Origin of the sequence: Microbacterium sp. NPDC079356 (assembly GCF_049545465.1) — a bacterium.
In the GTDB taxonomy this organism is placed as follows: Bacteria; Actinomycetota; Actinomycetes; order Actinomycetales; family Microbacteriaceae; genus Microbacterium; species Microbacterium gawkjiense.
The window spans coordinates 224,274-244,861 of sequence record NZ_JBMWDN010000001.1; the positions used below are offsets into that span (position 1 = coordinate 224,274).

21 protein-coding genes and 2 riboswitches are annotated in these 20,588 nt (G+C 72.4%); of the genes, 10 read left to right on the plus strand and 11 right to left on the minus strand.

Annotated elements, in window-relative coordinates:
* Positions 1-68 precede the first annotated feature (68 nt).
* Together ychF and ACPEH0_RS01105 are read left to right on the plus strand one after the other, a co-directional pair.
* A complete protein-coding gene (gene ychF / locus ACPEH0_RS01100) occupies positions 69-1,142 on the plus strand; it encodes a redox-regulated ATPase YchF (protein ID WP_064001774.1) in 1,074 nt (357 codons plus the stop codon).
* 12 nt (positions 1,143-1,154) lie between these two features.
* Entirely contained in the window at positions 1,155-1,928 is a 774-nt protein-coding gene (locus tag ACPEH0_RS01105) for an alpha/beta fold hydrolase (RefSeq protein WP_217530328.1), read from the plus strand.
* Here the strand turns inward: ACPEH0_RS01105 and ACPEH0_RS01110 are convergent, their stop codons facing one another.
* Positions 1,929-2,870 carry a helix-turn-helix domain-containing protein gene (locus ACPEH0_RS01110; protein ID WP_366213247.1) on the minus strand — a complete coding sequence of 314 codons (942 nt, stop codon included), beginning with the start codon at positions 2,868-2,870 and terminating at the stop codon, positions 1,929-1,931. It lies immediately after the preceding gene.
* Between the two features lie 30 nt (positions 2,871-2,900).
* A complete protein-coding gene (locus tag ACPEH0_RS01115) occupies positions 2,901-3,239 on the minus strand; it encodes an ATP-dependent DNA ligase (RefSeq protein ID WP_217530324.1) in 339 nt (112 codons plus the stop codon).
* 127 nt (positions 3,240-3,366) lie between these two features.
* Between ACPEH0_RS01115 and ACPEH0_RS01120 the strand changes: the two genes are divergently transcribed.
* Positions 3,367-4,287 carry a helix-turn-helix domain-containing protein gene (locus tag ACPEH0_RS01120; RefSeq protein ID WP_217530322.1) on the plus strand — a complete coding sequence of 307 codons (921 nt, stop codon included), beginning with the start codon at positions 3,367-3,369 and terminating at the stop codon, positions 4,285-4,287.
* A 10-nt stretch (positions 4,288-4,297) separates the two neighbouring features.
* Here ACPEH0_RS01120 and ACPEH0_RS01125 read toward each other — a convergent pair whose 3' ends face one another.
* Positions 4,298-4,468: a hypothetical protein gene (locus tag ACPEH0_RS01125; protein WP_253033989.1), complete on the minus strand. Its 171-nt coding sequence runs from the start codon at positions 4,466-4,468 to the stop codon at positions 4,298-4,300.
* A 138-nt stretch (positions 4,469-4,606) separates the two neighbouring features.
* Between ACPEH0_RS01125 and ACPEH0_RS01130 the strand changes: the two genes are divergently transcribed.
* The gene (locus ACPEH0_RS01130) at positions 4,607-5,158 is read left to right on the plus strand and encodes a copper resistance CopC family protein (RefSeq protein ID WP_366213246.1); all 552 of its coding nucleotides are present in this window, start codon (positions 4,607-4,609) and stop codon (positions 5,156-5,158) included.
* Positions 5,159-5,209: 51 nt separating this feature from the next.
* Here the strand turns inward: ACPEH0_RS01130 and ACPEH0_RS01135 are convergent, their stop codons facing one another.
* Positions 5,210-5,770, minus strand: a complete 561-nt coding sequence (locus ACPEH0_RS01135) for a type 1 glutamine amidotransferase domain-containing protein (RefSeq protein WP_366213245.1) — start codon at positions 5,768-5,770, stop codon at positions 5,210-5,212.
* An 86-nt stretch (positions 5,771-5,856) separates the two neighbouring features.
* Here ACPEH0_RS01135 and ACPEH0_RS01140 point away from each other — a divergent pair, with 86 nt between their 5' ends.
* The gene (locus ACPEH0_RS01140; protein ID WP_366213244.1) at positions 5,857-5,994 is read left to right on the plus strand and encodes a hypothetical protein; all 138 of its coding nucleotides are present in this window, start codon (positions 5,857-5,859) and stop codon (positions 5,992-5,994) included.
* 37 nt (positions 5,995-6,031) lie between these two features.
* On the opposite strand, the gene ACPEH0_RS01145 is transcribed toward ACPEH0_RS01140, so the two are convergent.
* Complete coding sequence (locus tag ACPEH0_RS01145) at positions 6,032-7,507, minus strand: MDR family MFS transporter (protein ID WP_423719402.1); 1,476 nt, start codon at positions 7,505-7,507, stop codon at positions 6,032-6,034.
* Positions 7,508-7,643: 136 nt separating this feature from the next.
* Between ACPEH0_RS01145 and ACPEH0_RS01150 the strand changes: the two genes are divergently transcribed.
* Complete coding sequence (locus ACPEH0_RS01150; protein ID WP_423719413.1) at positions 7,644-9,521, plus strand: ABC transporter ATP-binding protein; 1,878 nt, start codon at positions 7,644-7,646, stop codon at positions 9,519-9,521.
* Between the two features lie 19 nt (positions 9,522-9,540).
* Here the strand turns inward: ACPEH0_RS01150 and ACPEH0_RS01155 are convergent, their stop codons facing one another.
* From ACPEH0_RS01155 to ACPEH0_RS01180, 6 genes are read right to left on the minus strand one after another with little or no spacing between them, the layout of a single operon-like run.
* The gene (locus tag ACPEH0_RS01155; RefSeq protein ID WP_366213241.1) at positions 9,541-10,503 is read right to left on the minus strand and encodes a glycosyltransferase family 2 protein; all 963 of its coding nucleotides are present in this window, start codon (positions 10,501-10,503) and stop codon (positions 9,541-9,543) included.
* Complete coding sequence (locus tag ACPEH0_RS01160) at positions 10,503-11,642, minus strand: cysteine desulfurase family protein (RefSeq protein WP_366213240.1); 1,140 nt, start codon at positions 11,640-11,642, stop codon at positions 10,503-10,505. Before ACPEH0_RS01160 ends, ACPEH0_RS01155 begins: the two co-directional genes overlap by 1 nt.
* Before the next feature lies 1 nt (position 11,643).
* Positions 11,644-12,501: a carboxylating nicotinate-nucleotide diphosphorylase gene (gene nadC, locus ACPEH0_RS01165; RefSeq protein ID WP_366213238.1), complete on the minus strand. Its 858-nt coding sequence runs from the start codon at positions 12,499-12,501 to the stop codon at positions 11,644-11,646.
* Positions 12,501-14,039: an L-aspartate oxidase gene (gene nadB / locus ACPEH0_RS01170; protein ID WP_366213237.1), complete on the minus strand. Its 1,539-nt coding sequence runs from the start codon at positions 14,037-14,039 to the stop codon at positions 12,501-12,503. Before nadB ends, nadC begins: the two co-directional genes overlap by 1 nt.
* Positions 14,036-15,364: a quinolinate synthase NadA gene (gene nadA, locus ACPEH0_RS01175; RefSeq protein WP_366213236.1), complete on the minus strand. Its 1,329-nt coding sequence runs from the start codon at positions 15,362-15,364 to the stop codon at positions 14,036-14,038. Before nadA ends, nadB begins: the two co-directional genes overlap by 4 nt.
* Before the next feature lie 15 nt (positions 15,365-15,379).
* A complete protein-coding gene (locus tag ACPEH0_RS01180) occupies positions 15,380-16,057 on the minus strand; it encodes an NUDIX hydrolase (protein WP_366213235.1) in 678 nt (225 codons plus the stop codon).
* Between the two features lie 141 nt (positions 16,058-16,198).
* On the opposite strand from ACPEH0_RS01180, the gene ACPEH0_RS01185 reads away from it, so the two are divergent.
* The 4 genes from ACPEH0_RS01185 to gcvH all read left to right on the plus strand — a co-directional run bounded on the left by ACPEH0_RS01185 (position 16,199) and on the right by gcvH (position 20,562).
* Positions 16,199-17,371, plus strand: coding sequence for a MarP family serine protease (locus ACPEH0_RS01185; protein ID WP_366213234.1), 1,173 nt, complete (start codon positions 16,199-16,201; stop codon positions 17,369-17,371).
* Positions 17,372-17,436: 65 nt separating this feature from the next.
* Positions 17,437-17,522: riboswitch (glycine riboswitch) on the plus strand.
* A 1-nt stretch (position 17,523) separates the two neighbouring features.
* Positions 17,524-17,616, plus strand: a riboswitch (glycine riboswitch).
* 74 nt (positions 17,617-17,690) lie between these two features.
* Positions 17,691-19,055, plus strand: coding sequence for an L-serine ammonia-lyase (locus ACPEH0_RS01190; protein ID WP_366213233.1), 1,365 nt, complete (start codon positions 17,691-17,693; stop codon positions 19,053-19,055).
* An 11-nt stretch (positions 19,056-19,066) separates the two neighbouring features.
* Entirely contained in the window at positions 19,067-20,185 is a 1,119-nt protein-coding gene (gcvT, locus tag ACPEH0_RS01195; RefSeq protein ID WP_366213232.1) for a glycine cleavage system aminomethyltransferase GcvT, read from the plus strand.
* Positions 20,182-20,562 carry a glycine cleavage system protein GcvH gene (gene gcvH, locus ACPEH0_RS01200; RefSeq protein ID WP_064001792.1) on the plus strand — a complete coding sequence of 127 codons (381 nt, stop codon included), beginning with the start codon at positions 20,182-20,184 and terminating at the stop codon, positions 20,560-20,562. Before gcvT ends, gcvH begins: the two co-directional genes overlap by 4 nt.
* The last annotated feature ends 26 nt before the right edge of the window (positions 20,563-20,588 follow it).

Genomic DNA, 20,588 nt, shown 5'->3' on the forward strand with positions numbered 1-20,588 from the left:
AGGCGCGCCGCCGGGAACCGGGACCGGCGGGCGCGGCGCCGCGCGCCCGCCGCGTAGAGTGGATGCCCGTGGCTCTCACCATCGGAATCGTCGGACTGCCCAACGTCGGCAAGTCCACCCTCTTCAACGCCCTCACCAAGAACGACGTGCTCGCGGCGAACTACCCGTTCGCGACGATCGAGCCGAACGTCGGCGTGGTGAACCTGCCGGACCCCCGGCTCGACACCCTCGCGGAGATCTTCTCGTCCGAGCGCATCCTGCCCGCGACGGTGTCGTTCGTCGATATCGCCGGCATCGTGCGCGGTGCGAGCGAGGGCGAGGGCCTCGGCAACAAGTTCCTCGCCAACATCCGCGAGGCCGACGCGATCGCCCAGGTCGTCCGCGGGTTCGCCGACGACGACGTCGTCCACGTCGACGGGGCCGTGAACCCGAAGAACGACATGGAGACGATCAACGCCGAGCTCCAGCTCGCCGACCTCGAGACCCTCGAGAAGGCGATCGTGCGCTACGAGAAGGAGGTGCGCGGCAAGAAGCTCGACCCCTCGGTCCTCGAGACGGCGAAGGCCGCGCAGGAGGCGCTGCAGCGCGGCGAGCTCCTCTCGGCATCCGGGATCGATCTCTCGCCCATCCGCGAACTCGGCCTGCTCAGCGCCAAGCCGTTCATCTTCGTCTTCAACGTCGACGAGGCCGTCCTCACGGATGCCGCCCGCAAGGCGGAACTCGCCGCGCTGGTCGCGCCCGCCCAGGCCGTCTTCCTCGACGCGAAGATCGAGTCCGAGCTCGCCGAGCTCGACCCGGAGGATGCTGCGGAACTGCTCGCCTCGACCGGGCAGGACGAGTCGGGCCTGGACCAGCTCGCCCGGGTCGGGTTCGACACCCTCGGGCTGCAGACCTACCTGACGGCCGGCCCCAAGGAGGCCCGCGCCTGGACGATCGGCAAGGGATGGAAGGCGCCGCAGGCCGCCGGCGTCATCCACACCGACTTCGAGAAGGGCTTCATCAAGGCCGAAGTCATCTCGTTCGAGGATCTCGTCGCGACCGGCTCGGTCCAGGAGGCGCGGGCCAAGGGCAAGGCGCGCCTCGAGGGCAAGGACTACGTCATGCAGGACGGCGACGTCGTCGAGTTCCGCTTCAACAACTGAAGGACCTCTCCCATGTCACAGATCCAGCGCCAGGTGTTCGACGCCGAGGCTCGTGCCATCCCGTTCATCGACGAGGGGGAGGGTCCCGCCCTCGTCCTGATCCCCGCTCAGGGCCTCGACGTGGCCTACCTCGGCGGGCTCGCGAGCATCCTCGAGGAGGAGGGGTTCCGGATCGTCCGTATCGGTTCGCGGCGCCCCGGCCCCGCTGCGGTGTCGATGCACGACCTGGCGCAGGACGTCATCGACGTCCTCGACCACCTCGGGATCGCCGCGGCGTGGATCGGCGGTCACGCGTTCGGCGGCGCGGTCGCGCGGACGGTCGCCCTCGACCACCCCGGCCGGGTCAGCGGAGTCCTGCTCCTCGGTGTCGAGTCGACGCGTCCGCTCGAGGACGACGCCGCCCGCGCCCTCCAGACCGCCTTCGCCACGTCGGTCGAGGCCCCCGACGCGGATGCCGTCCGCACCCTCGTCGGCCCCGGGATCGACACCGCGCTGGCCTGGGACGTGTTCGCCCGCTCGCGCGACCTCGAGGTCGAGGACCTGCAGAGCGGAGCCCTCGCCTCCACCCCGGTCGCGGACTGGGCGACCCTCGCGGCATCTCTTCCGATCCTCATCATCCAGGGCGCCGACGACGCGATCACACCGCCGGCGAACGGCGACGATCTGCAGGCGACCGCGGCCGACCGCACGAGCGTCGTGCGGCTGCCCGGTGCCGGCCATCTCTTCCCCATGACCCACCCGGGGGAGACGGCCTTCCAGATCGAGGATTACCTCGGCTGGGACTGATCAGCGGGAGCGCCGCAGCGTCTCGCTGGGCTGCTCGCCGAACTCCGCGCGGTAGTGCTGCGCGAAGCGCGGCAGGTGGGCGAAGCCCCAGCGCCGGGCGACGTCGGCGACCGTCGTCTGCGGCGGTTCGGCGGCGACCAGTTCCGCCCGGACGGCGGCGAGGCGTGCGCCGCGCACGTACGCGGCCGGTGTGGTGTCGAGCACGCGCGCGAAGGCGTTCTGCAGCCCTCGCACGCTGAGGCGCGCGGCCCGCGCGATGTCGCCGACGCTGAGGGGGTCGGCCAGGTGCGCGTCGATGAACGCGGTCGCCCGACCCACGGCATCCGTTCCGGCGCGGGTGTCGGGCCGGTCCGCGACCGATCGGATGTCGAACGCGTGCTGCGTCGCGGCGAAGACCGCATCGACGGCGGCCTGACGGATGAGGGGGTTGTGCAGCAGCTCGGGATCGTCGAAGACACGGGTGACGTGGTCGATCGTGAGGTCCCAGTGCCGTTGCAGTTCGGGGGAGAGGGCGTGGATCGCACCGAAGTGCAGTGCGGACTCGTCGTGACCGGTGAAGGCGCCGAGGGCGGGCAGATCCACGCTGAGGATGTCGGCCGTCACCTCGCGCGACCACGACTCGGCGCTCCCGGGCCGCAGCAGGAACGGCCGGCCCGCGTCGACCTCCTCGCCGTTGGTGACGGTGCGGAGGTCGCCGTCCCGGCGCCGGGCGATCGCGACCGCGCCGGTGATGGCGGACTCGACGTGCAGGTGGGTGTCGATGCCGAACGAGGTCAGCAGGAGGCGGTCGTCACCGACGATCCGGTGCCGGAGGGCGAGGGGGGTGCCGATGTCGCGGACGGCGATCCGGGTACTCAGCTGCGCGACGGCGCTCTGCACTCCTGCGGCGTCGCTCGCGACGATGGTCTGGTCGCGGACCTTCGGATCGACGTCAACGCGCATGCCGCATACTCCTGACGACCCGGCGCCGGATCACCCGATCCGCTCCGATGACCCTACCCCGGCCGCGGCGCTTCCCTGCGGCTCGGGCACGAGGTAGAGGCCGGAGGGGGAGTTCGCGACGTAGCTGAGCGCGTCGAGCCAGGCGGGGTTGAGGCTCGGCTGCCGGCTTCCGAAGTACTGGAAGTTCAGGTCGCCTCCCGGGTGGAGCCAGACGACCTGTCGGCCGTCGCCGAGGCTCTGGTCGTTGCGCCACATGAACGTGAACGACTCGCCGCGGCGCAGTTTGGTCGTGATGACCACCTGCAGGTGGGCGAGCACCCGGTCCTCGAAATCGACACGGATGCGTTCGTTATAGATGAACTTTCCCACGGTGCTCCTTCTGCGGCGGTGTAGCCATTATGCGCACGGATATCCGTTTTGCGCACATCGACCCCGCGGCCCGGAGAACGCGAGGGGATCGTAGGATGAGACGCGGGCACCGGTGTGAGGAGACGCCATGACCGTGTTCGAGGAGCACTTCCGTTCCGCGGACGTAGGCGAAGCCAAGGCCTACATCCGGCGTAGCTACGGCAAGGTCCAGCTCGACGCCGACGACCTCGTCTTCGAGGAATCGAGCACCGGCGACGAGCGGTTCGGTCTCCGACGGCTGCACGTGGAGGGCGGCTACAGCGCGTCGTGCGAGCTCGAGTCCGTCATCGTCGTGCAGAGCGACGACCGCTACGAATGGGAGGTCGACGGCGTCCGGGGCACCGCCGAGGCCCCCGTGCTGTTCCAGCCCGGGACGCTGGACTGTCGACTCCAGGACGCCCGGGTGCGGGTCGTCGCGCTCCCCGTCGAGGTCCTGAGGGACGTCGCGCGGACCGTGTACAACGACGACACCCTGACCCTGCGATTCGGTGGTACCGCCCCGTCCACTCCGGCTCTCTCCCGGGCGTGGCACTCCGCGGCGGCACTGGCGTTCGACACCGAGTCCCTCCTCGGCAACGACCTCGTGCGCGCCTCCGTCTTCCGCTCGCTCGCGGTCACCACCCTCGAGACCTTCGCCGCCGTCGAGGATGCCCACGTGCGGCGCGAGACGGTCGCGCAGCAGCAGGCGGCTTACCGCACCGCCGTGGCCTTCTTCGAGGACCACGCCTCGCTGCCGATCACGATCGACGACGCCGCCGCTGCGGCGGGCGTCGGCTCGGCTGCGCTGGACCGCGCGTTCCGCACCCACTCCGTTCCGGAGCGAACCCCCGCCGAGCACCTGACGGCGGTCCGGCTGGATGCCGCGCACGCCGACATTCTGCGCGCCCCCCTCGACGGGACGGTGACCGTCGCCGAGATCGCCTCACGCTGGGGGTTCACCGAGACGGGGCTCACCCGTCACCACCTGCGGAGCTACGGGACGACGCCCCACGAGCTCCTCGGGCTCTGACGCGCGCGGGTCAGTCCTCGTCGGCCTCGGGTTGACCCGGTCCGGGCCCGGGGCGGGCGACCGCGTCGTCGGCGATGTCGATGCGCGTCACCCCGTCGTGCTCGCTCACCCGGACGTCGTACTCGGCACTCGGCGCGCCACGGTCCTCGGGCTTGTCGACTCCTGCGGTGTCGTCGGTCATCGCCGGTCCTCTCGTCGTGTCGTGCGTGAACGCTATCCCGCAGCCCGTCGCGTCGTGCCTGCCTTGCGCCGGACGGGGCCGGTCGCTAGCGCCGGTCGTACGGACCTCCCGCACAGCCGGACGCGGGAGAATCGAGGCATGCGCGTCCTCTCGTCCCTCCCCGCCTCCGTGCGCGCCGCCCTCGCCGGCATCGTCGTCGCTCTGGCGGCGGTCCTGACCGTCGCGAACCCCGCCGCAGCGCACGACGAGCTCGTCGGGAGCTCCCCGGCTTCCGGCGCCGACCTGGCCGAGGCGCCCGCGGAGATCACCCTCACATACTCGGCCGCCATCATGACCGAGGGGGCGACGGTCGCGGTCTTCGACGCGGCGGGGCGCGACTGGGCGCAGGGCGATCCGACCATCGACACCAACACCCTCACGATGGCGCTCGAGGGGGAGCTGCCGGCCGCCGGCTACGTCGTCGAGTGGCGCGTCGTCTCCAGCGACGGGCACCCCATCAGCGGGACCATCCCGTTCACGGTCGGCGGCGGCGCCCCCATCACCTCCGACGACGTCGCCGGTGAGGCCCTCCCGGGCGACGACGGTGCGCTGCTCCCCGTCGTCGTGGGCTCGGTGATCGCGGTCGCCGTGATCGCCGTCGTCGTCGGCATCGTCCTCTCCCGTCGCCGGACCCGGTCGGACGAGAGCTGACACGACGGATGCCGCACCCCGCGCGCCTGCGGGGGTGCGGCATCCGGTGGGTCAGACGGTCTGCGCCGCGTGACGTCCTTCGGCGATCTCCTCGACGAGCTTGGCGTCGAAGGCCGGCAGGTCGTCGGGGGTGCGGCTCGACACGAGGCCGGCGTCGACGACCACCTCCTCGTCCTGCCACGTCGCCCCGGCATTGACGAGGTCGGTGCGCAGGCTCGGGTAGCTCGTCAGGGTGCGCCCGCCCAGGACGTCGGCCTCCACGAGCAGCCAGGCCGCGTGGCAGATCGCGCCGACCGGCTTGTGCTGCGCGAAGAAGTCGCGCGCGAGGCGGACGGCGGCCGCGTCCAGGCGCAGGTCGTCCGCGTTCACGACACCGCCCGGGAGGACGAGGGCGTCGAAGTCCGCGGCCTCCGCCTCCTCGGTCGTCACATCGACCCGCTGCTCGTGCCCGTTCTTACCGGTGATGCTCCCGGCGTCGGGGGAGACGAGCACGGCGGTGGCGCCGGCATCCGTCACCGCCTGCCAGGGCGAGGTCAGTTCGCTGTCTTCGAATCCGTCGGTCGCGACGAACGCGACACGCATTCCGCTGAGGGTTCCGTCGGTGCTGCTCATGGCCCGCACGTTACGCCGCGGCCCGCGCCGGTGGCGGGCCCTTGACCGCGGCCCCGCCCGCGTTTATGCGGCGTAGGCTGATCGACATGGCGATGTCGAACCTGCCGACCCCGAACCTGCAGCCCGTCCCCACGACGACGGATGCCGCCGAAGAGAAGCCGACTCTGCAGATCCTCGATCAGGGCGCCGCGTGCTGCGGCGGCGGCAGCTGCAGCATCGACTGACGGCTCCCGCACCGGCGGCGTCAAGGCGCCGCGGGGATCAGTGCGCCGCGGCCGGGAGATCGACCTCGCCCTCGGCGGGCTTGCGGACGAACAGGGCGAGGGCGACCGCCGCCGTGGCGACGATCGCACCGACGAGGAACGCGGCGTGGATGCCGTCGGCCTTGGCGATGACCTCGTCGCTGCCGTCGGCGAGGGCGCCGGCCGTGACCACGGTCATGATCGCGACGAACACGGCGGTGCCGGCGGCGCCGGCGACCTGCTGCAGCGTGCCGACCGTCGCCGAACCGTAGGGGTAGAACCGGCGGGGGAGCGAGCCGAGCGCGGACGTCATGAGTGGGGTGAACGTGAGTCCGAGCCCCAGGCTCAGCGTGAGGTGCACCGCGATGACGAAGGCGACACCGGTGTCCGGACCGAAGAACGTCATGCCCCACAGGGCCGCGGCGGCCAGCAGCATCCCCGGGATCACGAGGGGGGTCGGTCCGAAGCGGTCGAACGCGTTGCCGACGAACGGCGCCATCGCGCCCATGAGGATGCCGCCGGGGAGCAGCACGAGGCCCACCCCGAGCACGTCCAGGCCGAGGACCTGCTGGAGGTAGATGGGGAGCAGGATGATCGACCCGAACAGCGCCATGAACACGATGACGACGAGCACGATCGCGAGCGAGAAGGCCGGCGTCTGGAACGTCCGGAGATCGAGGAGGGCGCTGTCGGTCTTCTGCAGGTGGAGCTGGCGCAGGACGAACAGGACGAGGGATGCGGCGCCGACGGCGAGCGGGATCCAGACGGGCACAGGGGTGTGACCGGATGCCGATTCGCCGATCGCGCTGAAGCCGTAGATCAGCCCGCCGAAGCCGAAGGCCGACAGGGGGACCGAGAGCAGATCGAAGCGCGCATCGGGTCGCGTCGTGGTGACGTTCTTGACCCACACCGCTCCGAGCGCCAGGGCGAGGAGGACGATCGGCAGCATGACCCAGAAGATCGCGTGCCAGGTCAGCGTCGACAGGATCACGCCCGAGACGGTCGGCCCGATCGCCGGCGCGACCGCGATGACGACGGAGATGAGGCCCATCATCCGTCCGCGGTGCGACGGGGGAACGATGTTGAGGACCGTCGTGAACAGGAGGGGCAGCATGATCGCGGTGCCGCTGGCCTGCACGATGCGGCCCACGAGGAGGAAGCCGAAGCCGGGAGCGAGGGCGGCGATGAGCGTGCCGGCGGCGAACAGGCTCATCGCGGCGAAGAAGACGGAGCGCAGCGGGAAGCGCTCGAGCAGGAAGCCGGTCAACGGGATGACGACAGCCATCGTCAGCAGGAAGCCGGTGGTCAGCCACTGACCCGAGGCGACGGTGATGTCCAGGTCCGCGACGATGTCGGTCAGTGCGACCGACATGGTCGTCTCGTTCAGGATGACGACGAATGCGGCGACGACGAGCAGCGCGATGACCGGACCGGTTCTGGCGGGTCGCGAATCGGTCGGGACGACGGGAGTGGAAGCGGTGTCCGAAAGGGGCACGAGGATCCTTCGAGTGGGCGGGATGCGGCGGAGGTGCCGGGCCCGGGCGAGCCGTTCAGCTTAACGGATGCTGTGAGCCGGGCATTCCCGCGCCGGCGCCGCGACCCCGGCGCGAGGCTATGGTGACGGGATGAGCATGGGCGGACCCGGAGGCGGGCGGGGCGGGTTCCGCGCGGTCGACGAGGAGGCCCAGCGCCGCCGCAACGCGTCGGCCCCCGAGGTCCCCGACCTCGGCCGCCGCGTCGCCGCGCTGTTCCGGCCGTACCGCCGCCGGCTCGCGGTGACGGCCGTCCTCGTCGTCGCGGGTGCGGCGGTGGGCGTCATCCCGCCCCTACTCGTGCAGCGGATCTTCGACGACGCGCTCTTCCCCGTCGACGGTTCGTCGCCCCGGCTCGGCCTGCTCGGTGTCCTCGTCCTCTCGATGATCGCGCTGTTCGTGCTCGGCGCGGGGCTCGGCATCGCGCAGACCTGGCTCACCTCGACCGTCGGCAACCGCGTCACGGGGGACCTGCGGGTGCGGATGTTCGAGCACCTGCAGGCCATGGACCTCGGCTTCTTCACCCGCACGAAGACGGGCGTCATCCAGTCCCGTCTGCAGAACGACGTCGGCGGCGTCTCGGGCGTGCTCACCAACACGGTGACGAGCATCCTCGGCAACACCGTCACGGTGATCTCGGCGCTCGTCGCGATGGTGCTGATCGACGTGCGGTTGACCCTCATCGCCGTCGTGATGATGCCGATCCTCGTGCTCGTCCAGCGCCGGGTGGGTCAGGTGCGGGCGCGCATCGCGGGGCAGACGCAGGAGTCCCTCTCCGAGCTCAGCGCGATCACGCAGGAGACCCTGAGCGTCTCCGGCATCCTGCTGTCGAAGTCGTTCAACCGCCAGCGCGCAGAGTCCGAGCGGTACGCCGCCGAGAACCGCACGCAGATCGGCCTGCAGGTGCGGCAGGCGATGAGCGGTCAGGGCTTCTTCGCCGTCGTGCAGATCATCATGTCCTCCGTGCCCGCCGTCATCTACCTCGTCGCGGGCCTCTTCATCTCGGGCGACGGCCCCGCGATCACGGCCGGTGCCGTCGTGGCCTTCACGACGGTGCAGGCGCGCCTGCTGATGCCGCTCATGGGGCTCATGCGCGTGGCGCTGGACGTCCAGACCTCGCGCGCCCTGTTCGCCCGCATCTTCGAGTACCTCGATCTGCGACCCGCGATCACCGACCGCCCCGACGCGATCGACGTGACGGCGGCGCCGGGTCCGCTCGGACGGATCGAGTTCCGCGACGTGTCCTTCCGGTACCCGGATGCCGGTCCGCAGAGCCCCGCGACGCTCGACGGCGTGTCCTTCCTCGCCGAGCCGGGCCAGCACGTCGCGTTCGTGGGACCGTCGGGGGCCGGCAAGACGACGATCCTCTACCTCGCCCCGCGCCTGTACGAGCCGGCGGCGGGCACGGTGCTGTTCGCCGGTGCCGACGTCCGCACCCTCGCCCACGCCTCGATCATCGACCGGATCGGGATCGTGTCGCAGGAGACATACCTCTTCCACGCCTCGATCCGCGACAACCTGCGCTACGCCCGGCCGGAGGCGACGGATGCCGAGATCGAGGCCGCGTGCGTCGCCGCCAACATCCATCACGTCATCGCGGGTTTCGAAGACGGGTACGACACGATCGTGGGCGAGCGCGGGTACCGGCTCTCGGGCGGGGAGAAGCAGCGGATCGCCATCGCGCGCGTGCTGCTCAAGGACCCGCCCGTGCTGCTCCTCGACGAGGCGACCTCGGCGCTCGACACGGTCTCGGAACGCGTCGTGCAGGAGGCGATCGACGAGGCGGCGCGGGGGCGCACCACCCTGTCGATCGCGCACCGGCTCTCGACGGTCGTCGCCGCGGACGTCATCCACGTCGTGAGCGGCGGGCGCATCGTCGAGTCCGGCACGCACGCCGAGCTCCTCGCTCTCGGCGGTCTCTACGCGGAGCTCGCCGCCCAGCAGATCGCGGCGGGGCGCATCGAGGGCGCGGTCTGATCCGCACCGCGCCCGCGCGTCACCAGGCGAGGGCGGCGGCGCGGAGCGCCGCGGAGTCCGCGTCGAGAGGGATGCCGTCGCGCTCGGCGCGCTCGGTGAGTCCACGGGTGAACGCGCCGAGGAGCTTCCGGTAGGCGTCGTCGGGGTGGTGTTCGGCGACCCGCACGAGGGCGGGGACGTCCATTCCGAGGATGAGGCGCACCCGTGACCGCGCGGCGGCGGTGCGTCCGGCGGCATCGAGGACCGCGAGGCCGCCGCTCATGCCGTCGAGGTAGTCCTGCAGGACGGGGACCGCGTGACGGCGCTGCGTGATCGAGGTGCCGTCGGCGCGCTCGCGCCAGTGGACGACGACGTCGGGGACCACGTCGATGCCGTGGGCGGCGCTGTAGAGCTGCTGGGCGACGACCTGGTCCTCGTAGGCCTTGTCCTCCGTGAACCGCAGGCCCTCGCGGCGCCACAGGTCCAGGCGGCTCACCTTCGACCACGCGACGATGTTGCCCGAGACGTCGGGGTGTTCCGCCAGGCTCGTGCCGCGCCTGGCGGGGGAGGTCGAGGCGGCGACCCACGGCTGCACGACCCCGGGGGCGTAGTGACCCGCGGCATCCGCTCGCAGTCGGACGTACGCGCCGACGGCGACCTCGCTGCCGGAGACCTCGAGGCTCCCCACGAGGATCTCGAGCGCGCGAGGGGTCATGACGTCGTCGGCGTCGAAGAAGCCGACGAGCGGGGTGTCGACGAGCTCGAGCGCCTCGTTGCGCGATGCGCCGAGGCCGCGGGCGACCTCGTGGCGCACGAGGCGGAAGCGGGGATCCGCCGCCGCGGTGGCGGCGAAGGCCTCGGCCGTCCGGTCCCGCGAGGCGTCGTCGACGAGGATCGCGCGGAAGTCGCTGCGGGTCTGGGCGCGGAGGGAGGCGAGGGCCTCGTCCACGAAGGCGCCGACATCGCGACCGGGCACGATGACGGTGACGGTCGGGGAGCTCATCACCGCGATCGTACCGCCGCGACGGAGGCCGCGACCGCGTCGGCGATCCGGGTCGGGTCGCCCGCGGCGTGGTGGCCGAAACTGAACCGCACGGACGTCTGCGCGACCTCGCGGGCGATCCCGAGGGCGACGAGGACGTGCGACGGTTCGTCGCTGCCCGCCGCGCAGGCCGAGCCGCTCGAGGAGACCACCCCGCGGCGTTCGAGTTCGAGGAGCACGGCCTCGCCGCTCACCCCCGCGAACGTGAAGCTCGCGGTGCCGGGGAGGCGACGGGTCGGATGCCCCGTGGCGACCGCTTCGGGGACGAGCGTCTGCACGCGGGCGACGAAGGCGTCCCGGAGGGCGCCGACCCGTGCGGACGCGGCGTCGCGCTCCCGTTCGGCGAGTTCGAGTGCGAGGGCGAATCCGACCGCGCCGGCGACGTTCTGCGTGCCGCTGCGCCGATCGCGTTCCTGGCCGCCGCCGTGGAGGACGGGCTCCAGGGGGACGCGGCCCCGGACGGCGAGGACGCCGATCCCCTGTGGCGCACCGATCTTGTGGCCCGCGAGCGACAGGGCGTCGGCGCCGGTCCCCGACAGCGGGAGCCATCCCGCCGCCTGCACCGCGTCGAGGTGGAGGGGGATGCGGCTGCCCACCGCGACGGCGGCGAGGGCCGCGGCATCCTGCACCGTGCCGATCTCGTTGTTGGCGTACCCGACCGACACGAGGACCGTGTCGTCCTGCAGCGCGCCGGCGAGGACCGCGGGGTCCACTACACCGTGGGGGTCCACCGGCAGGCGGGTCGCCCGCACGCCGTGGACGCGTTCGAGGTGGTCGACCGAGGCGAGGACGGACTCGTGCTCGATCGCGGTGGTGACGACGTGGCCGGCGCGCCCGTGACGCAGGAGGGCGGCGACGGCGACCCCCTTGATCGCGAGGTTGTTCGCCTCCGTCGCCCCGGAGGTGAAGACCACGTCCCCCGGACGCATGCCGAGCACCGCGGCCACCCGCCGCCGCGCGTCCTCCAGCGCACCCGCGGCATCCTCCCCGACGGTGTGGTGGCTCGACGGATTGCCGAACCGGTCGCCCAGGAAGGGCAGCATCGCCTCGCGCACCTCGGCGCGCACCGGGCCGGAGGCGGCGTGGTCGAGGTAGAGCACGTCAGGCCTCGTCGATGCGGACGTCGAGCCCCAGGTCGAGCGCGCGCGCCGAATGGGTGAGGGCGCCGACGGAGATGACGTCCACGCCGGTCTCCGCGATCGCGCGGACCGTGTCGAGCGACACGCCGCCCGACGCCTCGACCGTCGCGCGTCCGGCGACCTGGGCGACACCGGTCCGCAGGTCGTTGAGCGAGAAGTTGTCGAGCATGATCGTGCCGATACCGGCGGCGAGCACGGCCTCGATCTGGTCGAGGCGGTCGACCTCCACCTCGAGGTGCGTCGTGTGGGGGAGTCGCGTCTTCGCGTCGCGGAGGGCGTCGGTCACCGACATCCCGGAGCGGACCAGGACGGCGAGGTGGTTGTCCTTGGCCATGACGGCATCCGACAGCGAGTACCGGTGGTTCGCGCCGCCGCCGCTGCGGACCGCGTGGCGTTCGAACGTCCGCAGGCCCGGGGTCGTCTTGCGCGTGTCGGCGATGCGCACACCGGTGCCGGTGACCGCGTCGACGTAGCGCGCCGTGAGGGTGGCGACCCCCGACATCCGCTGGGCGAAGTTCAGTCCGATGCGCTCCGCGGTGAGCACCGCGCGGGCGGGCCCGGTGACGACCGCGAGGACGTCGCCGGGGGCGAACCGGGTCCCGTCCGCGGCGCGCACGTCGACCGCCACGTGCGCATCGGTCAGGGTGAAGGCCGCCGCGAAGACCTCGCCGCCGCTGAACACGCCGGACTCGCGCGCGACGAGCTCCGCCGTCGCGGTGGCGGATTCCGGGATGAGCGCCTCGCTCGTGAGGTCGCCCCACGGCGCATCCTCGGCGAGGGCGGCGCGGACGGTGGTCTCGATGACGGCGGGGGAGAGCATCAGGCAGCGCCTTCCAGGTCGGTGCGGGCGGTCGGGGCGGCGGGATCGTCGGTGCGCAGATGGGACCCGACGGATCCGGTGCGTGCGGCAGCCGCGGCGACGACGAGCTGCGCGACCTGCAGGAGGTTCGCGTCCTCGTGAGCGCGGACCGTGACCGGCGCCGGCGCCTCCGCCCGCCACGCGGCGAGCGTGCGGGCCGCGCGCGTCAGCCCTGTGCCGTCGCGGGACACGCCGGCATCCGCCCACATCAGTTCCTGCAGCGCACGCCGGGAGAACGGCGGATGCGGGATGCCGGCGGTTGCCGGCTCGACGACGGGCGATGCCGGCGCTCCCGTGGGCACGGGCCAGGGGCGCCCCGCGTCGGTCGCCGCCGCAGCCCCGGCGCGAGCGCCGAACACGGCGCCTTCGAGCAGCGAGTTCGAGGCGAGCCGGTTGGCGCCGTGCACGCCGGTGCGGGCGACCTCGCCGACCGCGTAGAGACCCGGGACGTCGGTGCGGCCGTCGAGATCGGTCACGACCCCGCCCATGAGGTAGTGCGCCGCCGGGGTGACGGGGATCGGCTCGCGGGCCCAATCGAGGCCGCGCGCGCGGACCGCGGCGTCGATCGTCGGGAAGCGCGCCGCGAGGAACGCCGCGCGGCGGTCGGGGTCGCTGCTGTGGAGGCCGGTCGCGTCGAGGAGGACGGGCCGGCCGCCCTGGCGCGCCATCGCGGCGGCGATCGCCCGCGTGACGACGTCGCGCGGACCGAGTTCGCCGTCGGGGTGCGCCTCGAGGGCGAAGCGCCGCCCGGTCTCGTCGCGCAGGACCGCACCCTCGCCGCGGACGGCCTCCGAGACGAGGAACGCCTCGCCCACGGCGAGCACGGTCGGGTGGAACTGCACGAACTCCAGGTCGCGCACCGCGGCGCCGGCGCGCGCCGCCAGCGCGATGCCGTCCCCGGTCGCGACGGTCGGATTCGTGGAGTGCGCGAAGAGCTCGCCCGCTCCGCCCGTGGCGAGGATCACGGCATCCGCCTCGATCCGCGCGCCGCCGTGGAGCTCCACCCCCGCGACCCTGCTGTCCTTGCGCACGAGCTCCGCAACGAACGCGTGCTCGCGGACGCTCACTCGACTCGCACGCACCCGGGCGACCAGGGCACGCTGGATCTCCGCGCCGGTCGCGTCGCCGCCCGCGTGCAGGATGCGGGGGAAGGAGTGCGCGCCTTCGAGCCCGCCCCGCAGGGTTCCCGACTCGTCGCGATCGAAGTCGACACCGGCGGCGATCAGTTCGCGGATGCGGTCGGGACCCTCCTCGACCAGGACGGCGACGGCGCCCGGATCGGCGAGGCCGGCTCCCGCGACGAGGGTGTCCCGCGCGTGGTCGGCGGTGCGGTCGGCGGGTGAGAGCGCGCCGGCGATGCCGCCCTGCGCGTACCGGGTGTTCGCCTCGGTCAGCGCCGCCTTCGTCACGAGGGTGACCTGGCAGCCGGCGGCCATGGCGTGCAGGGCCGCGGTGAGGCCCGCGATCCCCGATCCGACGACGACGACGACCGTGGTCACGGCTTGGCCGCCAGCATCCGCTCGAGGGCGATCCGCGCAGGAACCGCGACGTCCGACGGGACCTGGATGCGGTTGCGCACCTCGCCGGCCACGAGGCCCTCGAGCACCCACGCGAGGTATCCCGGGTGGATGCGGTACATCGTCGAGCACGGGCAGACGACGGGGTCGAGGCAGAAGATCTCGTGCTGCGGGAACTGGGCCGCGAGGCGCTGGACGAGGTTGATCTCCGTGCCGATCGCGAACGTCGTCGGTTCGGTCGCGGCGGCGATGGCCTTGCGGATGTAGTCCGTGGACCCCGCCTCGTCGGCGGCGTCGACGACGTCCATCGGGCACTCGGGGTGGACGATCACGCGGACGCCGGGGTGCTCCGCGCGCGCCTGGGCGATCTGGTCGACGGTGAAACGGCGGTGCACCGAGCAGAACCCGTGCCAGAGGATGACCCGGGCGTCCTCGAGGTCGGCCTCGGTCGAGCCGCCGAGGGGCTTGCGCGGGTTCCACATCGGCATCCGCTCGAGCGGGACCCCCATCGCCTTCGCGGTGTTGCGCCCCAGGTGCTGGTCGGGGAAGAAGAGGACCCGCCGGCCGCGGGCGAACGCCCACTCCAGCACCGTGCGGGCGTTCGAGGACGTGCAGACGATGCCGCCGTGACGACCGACGAAGCCCTTGATCGCCGCGGAGGAGTTCATGTAGGTCACCGGGATGACGGGGAGCAGCCCCTCGGCATCCGGGGTGTCCATGTCGCCGTAGACGTCGGCGAGCTGCTCCCAGCACTCCTCGACCTGGTCGATGTCGGCCATGTCGGCCATCGAGCAGCCCGCGGCCAGGTTCGGGAGGATGACGGACTGCTCGGGACGGGAGAGGAGGTCGGCGGTCTCGGACATGAAGTGGACGCCGCAGAAGACGATCGCCTCCGCCTCGGGGTGTTCGAGCGCCGCGTTGGCCAGCTGGAAGGAGTCGCCGACGTAGTCCGCGTGGGTGACGACCTCTTCGCGCTGGTAGAAGTGCCCGAGCACCACGACGCGGTCGCCGAGCGTCGCCTTGGCGGCGACGATCCGTGCGGCGAGCTCCTCCTCGCCGGCCTCGCGGTACTCGGCGGGGAGCTCGCCTTGGCGAGGAGCCCCGGTCGGGATGACGTCGCCCATGGACGAGCCCGGCCCGTACCCGGGACGGGTGTCGAAGGTCCACGGCCCCGCGGCGAGGTCGGTGGTGCAGGTCTCGGTCGTCAGCTCACCGGCGACGATCGCCTGGATCTCGTGGTCGACGCTGGGGTCCACGGGGCTGGGGTCCACGGGGCGGGGCTGGAGGGTGACGGGGGTGGCGCTCATGTCGGTTCGAGTCCTTCACTGCGGGAGCGGGCCGCGATCGGCCAGCTCGACGTCCTGGTTGTAGCGGTACAGCCGCGCGGGCCGGTGGCTGCCCGTACGGAAGTCGTCGGTGGGGATGAGGGTGCCCGACCCCTCGACCTGCCGTCGGAAGTTGGCGGGGTCGAGCCGGCGACCGAGGATCGCTTCGTACACCTCGCGGAGTTCGGCGAGGGTGAACCGGTCGGGCAGGAAGCCGTGCGCGATGCGGCTGTAGCCCACCTTGTTGCGCAGGCGCCAGAGGGCGTAGTCGACGATGTGGTTGTGGTCGAACGCGAGCGCCGGAAGGGCGGTCGCGTCGAACCACGCCACGTTGTGCTGCTCGGTCGCCCGGGCGATGTCCTCGCGGACGAGCGCCCAGTAGACGATCGACACGACGCGCCCGGGGGAGCGGCCGACGTCGCCGAACGCGTAGAGCTGCTCGAGGTAGCTGGGCGCGAGACCCGTCGTCTCGGCGAGGGTGCGCGACGCGGTGGACTCGAGGTTCTCCGCGGGATCGACCCAGCCGCCCGGGAGCGCCCACTGACCCTCGTGGGGGTCGCGGGTGCGGCGGACGAGGGGGAGCTCGATGCGCGCGTCGTCGGCCTCGCGCCGCAACCGGAAGATGACGGTCGAGACGGCGACGCCGATGGGGGGAGGGGAGGTTGTTCTTGTCATAGTGACCTTAACTGCCGACGTCGATCTTAGAGTCGACATGACCAGAACCGCAACACGAACCGATTTCCCAGCAGCGGCGGCCTACGCTGATCGGGAGGAACCGCCGGCTCTCCCGGGCGGACTCGTCAAGGGAGGCCCGCCGTGCTCGTCGTCGACATCATCGTCGTGCTCGTGCTCATCGCCGCGCTGTTCGGCGGACTCCTGCGGGGTCTCGTGGCCACCGCCGGCACGCTCGTCGGCATCGTTCTCGGCGCCGTCGTCGCCGTGTGGCTCACCCCCGTCATCGCGCCCGCCTTCACGGGCTGGGAGTACCGCAGCCTCGTGCTGGCGATCATCGCCCTCGGCATCGTGGCCCTCCTCGCCGCGCTCGGGACGGCCGTCGGTAGACGACTCCGCCGCGGCGTCGACCGCGCGCGGCTCGCCCCGCTCGACCGCATCCTCGGCGGCGTCGTGAACACCGCCGCGGCCGCCGTCGTGTTGTTGCTCACGAGCGGCGCGATCGTCGGCTCCGGGATGCCGGTGGTCGCCCCCGCCGTCGCTTCGTCCCGCGTCCTAGGCGCCCTCGACGCCCTCACCCCGCCGGCGGTCGATTCCGCGCTCGCCGAGTTCCGCGGCTTCATCGTCGACGAGGGCATCCCGCGCGTCGGGGAGCTCCTGGCGCCCGAGGTGGAGCCGACGGCGCCCCCCGTCTCGCTCGACGATCCCGCGCTCGAGCGGGCCGCGGCATCCGTCGCCCGCATCAGCGGCAACGCCTACGCGTGCGGTGCGTCGCTCACCGGGTCGGGGTTCGTCGCCGCGCCCGATCTCGTCGTCACGAACGCCCACGTCGTCGCCGGTGTCGACGAGCCGCTGGTCGAACTGCCGGGACGGGATGCCGAGGAGGGCCGCATCGTCTACTTCGACCCCATCGACGACCTCGCCGTCATCAGCGTCGACGGCCTCGACGCGGCACCGCTCGAGATCGTCGACCCGGTCGCGGCGGGGACCCCCGTTGCCGTCCAGGGCTACCCGCTGGGCGGTCCCTTCACGAGCAGTGCCGCCTACGTCCTCTCGGTCGGCAGCGCCGTCGTCTCCGACATCTACGAGGACAGCTCCCAGGCGCGCGAGATCTACGCCCTCGAGGCGAACGTGCGTCCGGGCAACTCGGGCGGTCCCCTCCTCACCGAGAACGGCGAGGTGGCGGGTGTGGTCTTCGCCCGTGGCCAGGACGACGCGACCCGCGGGTACGCCATGACGACCGCCGAACTGCGCCCCGCGCTCCAGGTCTCGCCGGGCGACGCGACGGTCTCCTCCGGCGCCTGCACGACGGACTGACCGGGCCGTATCGGCGCGGCGGGCCCCGGTGATAGGCTCGCGCTCACAACCGCACACCGGACCATCGCGTCTGCTCGGGAGAAGCCCCCGTGGCTGCCGAAGGAGCAATCCCTCCCCGGAATCTCTCAGGCCCCCGTACCGAGCCGACATGGTCACTCTGAAAAGCGGCACCCTCGTGGTGCCCGCCGACGGGGCAAGCGGGCATCGCCCGCGAAATCTCTCAGGCCGATGACAGAGGGGGAGGAACTCACCCGCATCCCGCTGCGCCGTCAGGAGTTCCGTTGTTCCCCTCACCTCACCCCTCCGCCGGGTCGACACGATGTCCCTGAGCATCGGCGTCTTCGACCTGTTCACCGTGGGCATCGGGCCGTCGAGCTCGCACACGGTGGGTCCGATGCGCGCGGCCGCCGATTTCGTCTCGCGCATCGACGCGGACCGTGCCGCGCGGGTGCGGGTCGACCTGTACGGCTCCCTCGCGGCGACGGGACGTGGCCACGGCACGCTGACCGCCGTGCTGCTGGGACTCGAGGGGCTGCAGCCGGAGGAGGTCCTCCCGGCCGAGGTCGAGGAGCGCACCGCCGCGATCGCCGAGGCGCGTCGCGTCCGGCTGGGCGGCACGGGCGACGTGCCGCTGTGCGAGGACGACATCGTCCTGCACCCGCTGACGATCCTGCCCGCGCACACGAACGGACTGCGGCTGCAGGCGTGGGACGCGGACGACGCCCTCCTCGACGAGGCCGTCTACTACTCGACCGGCGGCGGGTTCATCGTCCGCGACGGCGAGGCTGCCGGCACGGCGGATGCGGCGCCCGTGCCGTTCCCGTTCGAGACGGCGGCGGAACTCCTCGCCCACTGCGAGCGCGAGGGCCTCTCGATGGCCGAGGTCCAGCGGCGCAACGAGCGGGTCTCCCGCACCGACGACGACATCGTCTCCGGCATCCTCCACCTCGCCGACGTGATGGTCGACAGCGTCGCCTCCGGGGCCGCGCGCGAGGGGATGCTGCCGGGCGGCCTGCGCGTCCCGCGACGGGCTCCGGCCTGGCACGCGCGCCTGCGGCGCGACGACCCGACCGGCGACGATCCCGCGCTCTGGCAGGAGTGGGTGAACTTCGTGGCCCTCGCCGTCAACGAGGAGAACGCGTCGGGCGGACGGATCGTCACGGCCCCCACGAACGGCGCGGCCGGCATCATCCCCGCCGTGCTCCACTACGCGACCCACTACGCCGCGCCGGCGCGCCCCCGCGAAGGGGTGGTCGTGCCGTTCCTGCTGACGGCCGCCGCGATCGGCGTCCTCTACAAGGCGCGCGCGTCCATCTCGGGCGCCGAGGTCGGCTGCCAGGGCGAGGTCGGCTCGGCGTCGTCGATGGCGGCGGCGGGTCTCGCCGAGGTCCTCGGCGGCTCGCCGCGCCAGGTCGAGAACGCCGCCGAGATCGCGATGGAGCACAACCTCGGCCTCACGTGCGACCCGATCGGCGGTCTCGTCCAGATCCCGTGCATCGAACGCAACGCGATCGCGGCGGCCAAGGCGATCAACGCGGCCAAGATGGCGCTGTGGGGCGACGGCACCCATCGCGTGTCCCTCGACGAGGTCATCGTGACCATGCGCGAGACGGGGCGCGACATGAGCAGCAAGTACAAGGAGACGGCGCTCGGCGGCCTCGCGGTCAGCGTCGTGGAATGTTGAGCGGAGACGGCATGACCGACACCACGACCGAGCCGCGGCGTTCGCCGCTGCACGAGCTGCACGAGCGGCTCGGCGCGTCCTTCACCGACTTCGGCGGCTGGCTCATGCCCGTCCGCTACACGTCGGACCTCGCCGAGCACCACGCGGTGCGCCGTGCGGCGGGGATCTTCGACATCTCGCACATGGCCGAGTTCCGCATCGATGGACCGGATGCCGCGGCGTTCCTCGACCGCGCGCTGGCCGGCCGCTTGTCGACGATGAAGGTCGGCAAGGCGAAGTACTCCCTCGTCCTCGCGGTCGACGGCGGCATCGTCGACGACGTCATCGTGTACCGCATCGCCGACGACGAGTTCCTCGTCATCTCCAACGCCGGCAACCGCGCCGAGGTCGCGGCCGCGTTCGCCGCCGTCGCGGCGGGCGACACGCGCATCGACGACATCACCGACCGGATGTCGCTCATCGCCGTGCAGGGCCCGGCTGCCCGCGGCATCCTCGAGTCGACCGCGGGCGTCGAGGGCGTCGAACCGGCGCTCGCGGACATGACCTACTACTCGTGGGCGCGGGGCTCGTTCCAGGGCCGCAGCCTCTTCGTCGCGCGCACCGGGTACACCGGTGAGGACGGCTTCGAGCTCATGGTGCCGAACGAGGTCGCCGAGGGCCTGTGGCAGGCCGTGACCGAGGCAGGCCGCGACGCGGGGCTCGTCCCCGCCGGGCTCGCCGCGCGCGACACGCTGCGCCTCGAAGCGGGGATGCCGCTCTACGGCCACGAGCTCTCGCGCGACATCGTGCCGGCACAGGCGGGGCTCGGCCGCGTCGTCGCCGCCGACAAGGAGGACTTCGTCGGCAGGGACGGCCTCGCCGCCCGCGACCTCGGCGAGGCGCCCGTCCTCGTCGGGCTCGTCGCCGACGGCCGCCGCGCCGGCCGCGCCGGCTACGCCGTGCTCGCGGGCGACGACACCGTCGGCGAGATCACCTCGGGAGCCCTCAGCCCGACCCTCGGCCATCCCGTCGCGATGGCCCTCGTGCACCCCTCGGCATCCGCTGAGGGCACCGCCCTGACCATCGACGTCCGGGGGACCCGCATCCCCGCGACCGTCACCGCCCTGCCCTTCTACCGGAGACAGAAATGACCGACCTGACCGCCCTGTCCTACACCGCCGAGCACGAGTGGATCGCCTTCGACGGCGACGTCGCGACCGTCGGCATCACCGACTATGCCGCCGAGAAGCTCGGTGACGTCGTCTTCGTCGAGCTGCCCGCCGTCGGCACGACCGTCACCGCGGGCGAGACCTGCGGCGAGATCGAGTCGACGAAGTCGGTCGGCGAGCTCTACGCCCCGCTGACCGGCGAGGTCGTCGAGATCAACGACGCCGTCGTGGACGACCCGTCCTCCGTCAACGCCGGCGCGTTCGACGCGTGGCTCGTCAAGATCCGCGTGGATGGCGCGCCCACGGGGGACCTCCTCGACCGCGACGCCTACGTCGCGCTGACGGGCGGCGAGGCGTGAGCTCGGTCTTCCGCGATCGCCACATC

Coding starts and splice junctions, on each gene's coding strand:
- nadC (WP_366213238.1), bottom strand. CDS start 12,501: ATGCTCTCCCCCGCCGTCATCGAGACCACCGTCCGCGCCGCCCTCGCC.
- ACPEH0_RS01135 (WP_366213245.1), bottom strand. CDS start 5,770: ATGAGCAGCACCGACGGAACCCTCAGCGGAATGCGTGTCGCGTTCGTC.
- gcvT (WP_366213232.1), top strand. CDS start 19,067: ATGACCGACACCACGACCGAGCCGCGGCGTTCGCCGCTGCACGAGCTG.
- ACPEH0_RS01105 (WP_217530328.1), top strand. CDS start 1,155: ATGTCACAGATCCAGCGCCAGGTGTTCGACGCCGAGGCTCGTGCCATC.
- ACPEH0_RS01150 (WP_423719413.1), top strand. CDS start 7,644: ATGGGCGGACCCGGAGGCGGGCGGGGCGGGTTCCGCGCGGTCGACGAG.
- ACPEH0_RS01180 (WP_366213235.1), bottom strand. CDS start 16,057: ATGACAAGAACAACCTCCCCTCCCCCCATCGGCGTCGCCGTCTCGACC.
- nadA (WP_366213236.1), bottom strand. CDS start 15,364: ATGAGCGCCACCCCCGTCACCCTCCAGCCCCGCCCCGTGGACCCCAGC.
- ACPEH0_RS01190 (WP_366213233.1), top strand. CDS start 17,691: ATGTCCCTGAGCATCGGCGTCTTCGACCTGTTCACCGTGGGCATCGGG.
- ACPEH0_RS01130 (WP_366213246.1), top strand. CDS start 4,607: ATGCGCGTCCTCTCGTCCCTCCCCGCCTCCGTGCGCGCCGCCCTCGCC.
- ACPEH0_RS01140 (WP_366213244.1), top strand. CDS start 5,857: ATGGCGATGTCGAACCTGCCGACCCCGAACCTGCAGCCCGTCCCCACG.
- ACPEH0_RS01120 (WP_217530322.1), top strand. CDS start 3,367: ATGACCGTGTTCGAGGAGCACTTCCGTTCCGCGGACGTAGGCGAAGCC.
- ACPEH0_RS01125 (WP_253033989.1), bottom strand. CDS start 4,468: ATGACCGACGACACCGCAGGAGTCGACAAGCCCGAGGACCGTGGCGCG.
- ACPEH0_RS01155 (WP_366213241.1), bottom strand. CDS start 10,503: ATGAGCTCCCCGACCGTCACCGTCATCGTGCCCGGTCGCGATGTCGGC.
- ACPEH0_RS01110 (WP_366213247.1), bottom strand. CDS start 2,870: ATGCGCGTTGACGTCGATCCGAAGGTCCGCGACCAGACCATCGTCGCG.
- gcvH (WP_064001792.1), top strand. CDS start 20,182: ATGACCGACCTGACCGCCCTGTCCTACACCGCCGAGCACGAGTGGATC.